We start from the raw sequence: 4,617 nt of genomic DNA, 5'->3' as shown, positions 1-4,617 counted from the left end.
GGGGAGGGGGTGGGGGCGGCGCTCATTGCGGACTCCTTCGGCAGCGGTCCGACCATCCTAGAGCCCCGGTGGAGCGCTCTCTCGCCCCGGAACGCGGGACACCGCACCCCGGACGACCGCGAGGCGCCGCCTCCCCGGCCGGACACCGCGGTGAGGGCGGTGTCCGGCCGGCGGAGGCGGCGCCTCGGAGGAGAGGAGCGCAGGACGCGGGCCGGTCGGCGCTTCCCGATCAGGCCCGGTGGGCGCCGTGCCCGTCGCGGGGAGGAGCGGTGCGGATCGAGTCCGTCCGGACGTCCGGCTCGATGCTGCCCGCGGCCAGGTCGGCCCCGGCGCGCGCGGCCAGCTGCGGGTCCGTGCGGCGCAGCTCCTCCGCGCTGTCCTCGGCCGCGAGGTCGTGCGCCTCCTGCATGGCCGACTTCGCTCGCAGCGGCGGGGTCTTGAGGAACCACGAGAGGACGAAGGCCAGCAGGACCACGCCCAGCGCGACCTGGAACACGGTCACGGTCGCGTCGTTGAACCCGGTCAGGAACGGGGCCGACAGGGCGCGGTCCGCGGTGTTGAGGAACGAGGTGTCCCCGTCGAGCGCGGAGCCGATCGCCGCGGTGTCCTGCGACTGCAGCAGCTTCAGGATCCCGGCGTTGGCCGGGTCCGCGGCGACGGCCGGATCGGTGACGGCCCGCTGCAGATCCGCCGCGAGCGCCGGGTTCCTGAAGGCCGCGGCGATGGTGTCGGGGATCCGGCTGAACAGCACCGAGAAGATCACGGCGGTGCCCAGGGTGCCGCCGATCTGGCGGAAGAACGTGGAGGCGCTGGTCGCGACTCCCATGTTCGCCACGTCGACCGAGTTCTGCGAGGCCAGGGTGAGGGTCTGCATCATCTGCCCGAGCCCGAGGCCCAGCATCAGCATCCCGCCCATCATGAAGATCACCGGCTTGTCGATCGTCACGAAGGTGAAGTAGAAGAACGCGGCCGACATCAGGAACGTGCCGACGATCGGGAAGGCGCGGTAGCGGCCCGTGCGCGAGATGATCTGACCCGAGACGATCGAGGCGATCATCAGGCCGAGGATCATCGGCAGCATCAGGAAGCCGGACTCGGTCGGCGTGGCGCCGTTCACCAGCTGCAGGTACAGCGGGATCGCCATCATGCCGCCGAACATGCCGAAGCCGACGAGGACGCCCAGCACGGTCGCCATCGAGAAGGTCGGCGAGCGGAAGAGCTTGAGGGGGATGAGCGCGTCGTCGCCCATCATCCGCTCGGCCGCGATGAAGCCGATGACGCCCAGCGCGCCGACGATGTAGCAGACCCACGCGATCGGCGAGCCCCAGCCCCACTCGCGGCCCTGCTCGGCGATCAGCAGCAGCGGTCCCGCGGCGATGACGACGAGGGAGGCGCCCCACCAGTCGATCCGCACCGAGCGCTTGCCGGCGGGCTTGGGCAGGTGGAGGAACCGCACGACGATGAAGAGCGCGACGGCGCCGATCGGGAGGTTGATCAGGAAGACCCAGCGCCAGCCGGTGATGAAGAGGATCTCGGGGGTGCCGGCGAGCAGGCCGCCGATGAGCGGTCCGACGACGCTGGAGATCCCGAAGACGGCCAGGAAGTAGCCCTGGTACTTGGCGCGCTCGCGCGGGGGCAGGATGTCGCCCATCACCGTGAGCGCGAGCGACATGAGTCCGCCGGCGCCGAGGCCCTGCACGGCGCGGAAGCCCGCGAGGCCGAGCATCGAGGTCGAGAAGCCGGCGAGCGTCGAGCCGATCAGGAACAGCACGATCGCGATCAGGTAGAGCGGGCGGCGTCCGAAGATGTCGGAGAGCTTGCCGTAGATCGGCGTCGCGATCGTCGAGACGATCAGGTAGGCGGTGGTCACCCACGCCTGCTGCGAGAGGCCGTCGAGGTCGTCCGCGATGGTGCGCATCGAGGTGCCGACGATGGTCTGGTCGAGCGAGGAGAGGAACATCCCCGCCATCAGCCCGAAGATGACGAACAGGATCTGCCGGTGCGACATCACGGCGCCGGACGGCGTCGAGGTCGGAGCGGATGGAGCGGAGGCGGAGTCGGCCACGGTGGTCCCCTTGTCTGGCGGACGCGTCCAGGCACGGCGATCCGCCGCAAACGTTGCGTGCTGCGCAAAGTTACACCGCGTGCGGAGAGCGCGACAGAGCGTCCGGCGAGCCTGAACGGGATCTCAGGGCCGCCGTGCCGGGGCCGTGCATCAGGCCGGAGCGGGGACCGCCTCGTCCGCCCAGCCGGCCTCACGGAGCGCTGCCCGGGCTTCGGCTCGGGCCGAGTACGGCGTGCGCACGCCGAGGATGTCGCGGTAGTTCTGGTGCCCGGGACCGGCCCAGAGGATGGCGTCGCCCTCGTGCGCCAGGGAGACGGCGACGCGGATGGCGCGCTTGGGGTCGTCGACCTCGTGGATCTCGGCGTCCGGACGTGCGGCGCGGGCGGCGTCGACGAGGGTGCGCCGGATCGAGGCCGGGTCCTCGAAGCGCGGGTGGTGGTCGGTGACGACCAGCACGTCGCTGCCCAGGACGGCGGCTTCGGCCATCGCCGGGCGCTTGAGCGCGTCCCGGTCGCCGTCGGCGCCGAACACCATGACCACGCGGCCGGGAGTGACCTCGCGGACGGCCTCCAGGGTGCGGGCGAAGGCGTCGGCGCTGTGTCCGAAGTCGACGTACACCGTGGGGCCGCGGTCGCCGGAGACGCGCTCGGTGCGGCCGGGAAGGGAGGCGTCCACTCCGCCGTCGCGGTGCAGCGCGGCGCGGATCTCGCCGATCGGCCGACCGGACTCGATCAGCATCACGATCGCCAGTCCGGCGTTGGCGGCCATGTGGGTGCCGATGATCGGGACGGAGGTCGTGATGGCACGGCCCTCGCGGTTGCCGATCCGGAAGCGGGTGCGGCCGAACTCCTGCTCGAGCACCGTCACGGTCCAGTCGGCGTCGACGCCCGGGAGGGAGGTGATCGTGGTGACCGGCACGCCGGCGACCTCGACGAGGCGCGCGCCCGCGGGAGAGTCGAGCGAGACGACGGCCCGGCGCGCGCGATCGGGCTGGAACAGCTGGGCCTTCTCGCCGAAGTAGGTGTCCATGTCGCCGTAGTCGTCGAGGTGGTCGTGGCTGAGGTTCGTGAAGCCGGCGACGTCGAAGACCACGCCGTCGACGCGGTGGCGGGTGAGCGCCTGGGCGCTGACCTCGATCGCGGCCGCGCCGACGCCCTCCTCCTCCATGCGGGCGACGAGCGCGTGCAGCTCCGTCGCCTCCGGGGTGGTCAGGCCGCTGGTCACCGAGGTGTCGCCGATGTGGCGCTCCGCGGTCGAGCTGAGGCCGGGCACGACGCCGAGCTGGCGGAGGATCCCCTCGAGCATGTGGACGGTCGACGTCTTGCCGTTGGTGCCGGTCACGCCGAGCAGCACGGGGGAGCGCTCGGCCGTCCCGTAGACGGCGGCGGCGACGGCGCCCAGGCGGGAGCGGGGGTCGTCGACCACGAGGACGGGCAGACCGGTCGCGCGCGCGGCGTCGGCGCCCGCGGTGTCGGTCAGCACGGCGGAGGCGCCGCGGGCCACGGCCTGCTCGACGAACTCGGCCCCGTGGCGGTTGACCCCGGGCAGGGCGACGAAGAGGTCGCCGGGCTCGACGTCGGAGGCGATCAGCGTCACTCCGCTGATCTCGGCCGTCAGGCCGCCCTCGTCGCCGATCTCGAGCGTCCGAGCGAGGGCGGCGAGAGGGACGGAGGGTGCGGTGAGGGGTCGGATCATGGGGTCCTTCCATCGACGGCTCCGTGGGGGGCCGTGCGGCCGAGGGGGCGGTCGCACGCGGAGTCGTGGCTGTCACTCAAGCTAGGGGGTCTGCTTATGTGAATCCTTAGAGGATATGCGCGACCCGCGTGGAGGGGCACGGGTGGACAGAACCGATCGCCGGTGCTTCAGCAGATGCGCAGGAACGGGTCTGTCTAGGCTCGGAGGATGACGTCGAACGAGAACGAGCCGACCGATGGGCGCCCCGTCCGCCGCCGAGCCCTGGTCATCGGGGGTGTGGCCGCCGCGGCGGGCCTGACCGCGCTGGGGGTCGGAGCCGCCATCGGGAACGGAGCGCCGGCGCCCTCGCCGACCCCCTCGACGGCGCCGCCCGCTCCGTCGCCCTCCGCGGCCGCGACCACCTCGACGCCCACGGCGGTGCCGACCGCCACTCCCACTCCCACTCCCACCGCCTCCGGGATCGACCTCACCGCGCAGTCCGTCGACGACCCGGCGAGCACCTGGGTCGTCGTCAACAAGCTGCGGACGCTCGCGCCGGTCGACTACGTCCCCGCCGACCTGACCTTCCCCGACGTGCCCTACGTCAACCGGCAGCCGATGCGCCAGGCGACCGCGGACGCCCTCGTCCCGCTCTTCGCCGCCGCCCGCTCCGAGGCCGGCCTCTCGCTGGCGGTGCAGAGCGCCTACCGCTCCTACGACACCCAGGTCAGCGTCTACGCGGGCTGGGTGTCCTCGCGCGGGCAGGCGGGAGCGGATGCGACGAGTGCGCGCCCGGGGCACAGCGAGCACCAGACCGGCTGGGCGGTCGACGTGGTGGGAGCGTCGGGCGCGTGCGCGCTCGAGATCTGCTGGGGCGA

The 4,617-nt window shown here is 72.5% G+C and carries 3 protein-coding genes; 1 reads left to right on the top strand and 2 read right to left on the bottom strand.

Annotation, left to right across the window (positions count from 1 at the left end):
• Window positions 1-229 precede the first annotated feature (229 nt).
• Complete coding sequence (locus C5C25_RS16145; protein ID WP_104251190.1) at window positions 230-2,008, bottom strand: MDR family MFS transporter; 1,779 nt, start codon at window positions 2,006-2,008, stop codon at window positions 230-232.
• Window positions 2,009-2,215: 207 nt separating this feature from the next.
• Window positions 2,216-3,760, bottom strand: a complete 1,545-nt coding sequence (locus C5C25_RS16140) for a Mur ligase family protein (RefSeq protein ID WP_104251189.1) — start codon at window positions 3,758-3,760, stop codon at window positions 2,216-2,218.
• 207 nt (window positions 3,761-3,967) lie between these two features.
• Here C5C25_RS16140 and C5C25_RS16135 point away from each other — a divergent pair.
• Window positions 3,968-4,617: D-alanyl-D-alanine carboxypeptidase family protein (locus C5C25_RS16135; protein ID WP_104251188.1), on the top strand; the 650-nt coding region annotated here is incomplete at its 3' end.

Source organism: Rathayibacter sp. AY2B9 (genome assembly GCF_002931595.1).
GTDB lineage: Bacteria > Actinomycetota > Actinomycetes > Actinomycetales > Microbacteriaceae > Rathayibacter.
The sequence above is the reverse complement of the archived record's forward strand: the minus strand, read 5'-3'. Positions and strand labels throughout refer to the sequence as shown.

What these genes read in the sequence shown, in the direction of transcription:
- C5C25_RS16145 (WP_104251190.1), bottom strand. Translation starts at nt 2,008, where the DNA reads ATGTCGCACCGGCAGATCCTGTTCGTCATCTTCGGGCTGATGGCGGGG.
- C5C25_RS16140 (WP_104251189.1), bottom strand. Translation starts at nt 3,760, where the DNA reads ATGATCCGACCCCTCACCGCACCCTCCGTCCCTCTCGCCGCCCTCGCT.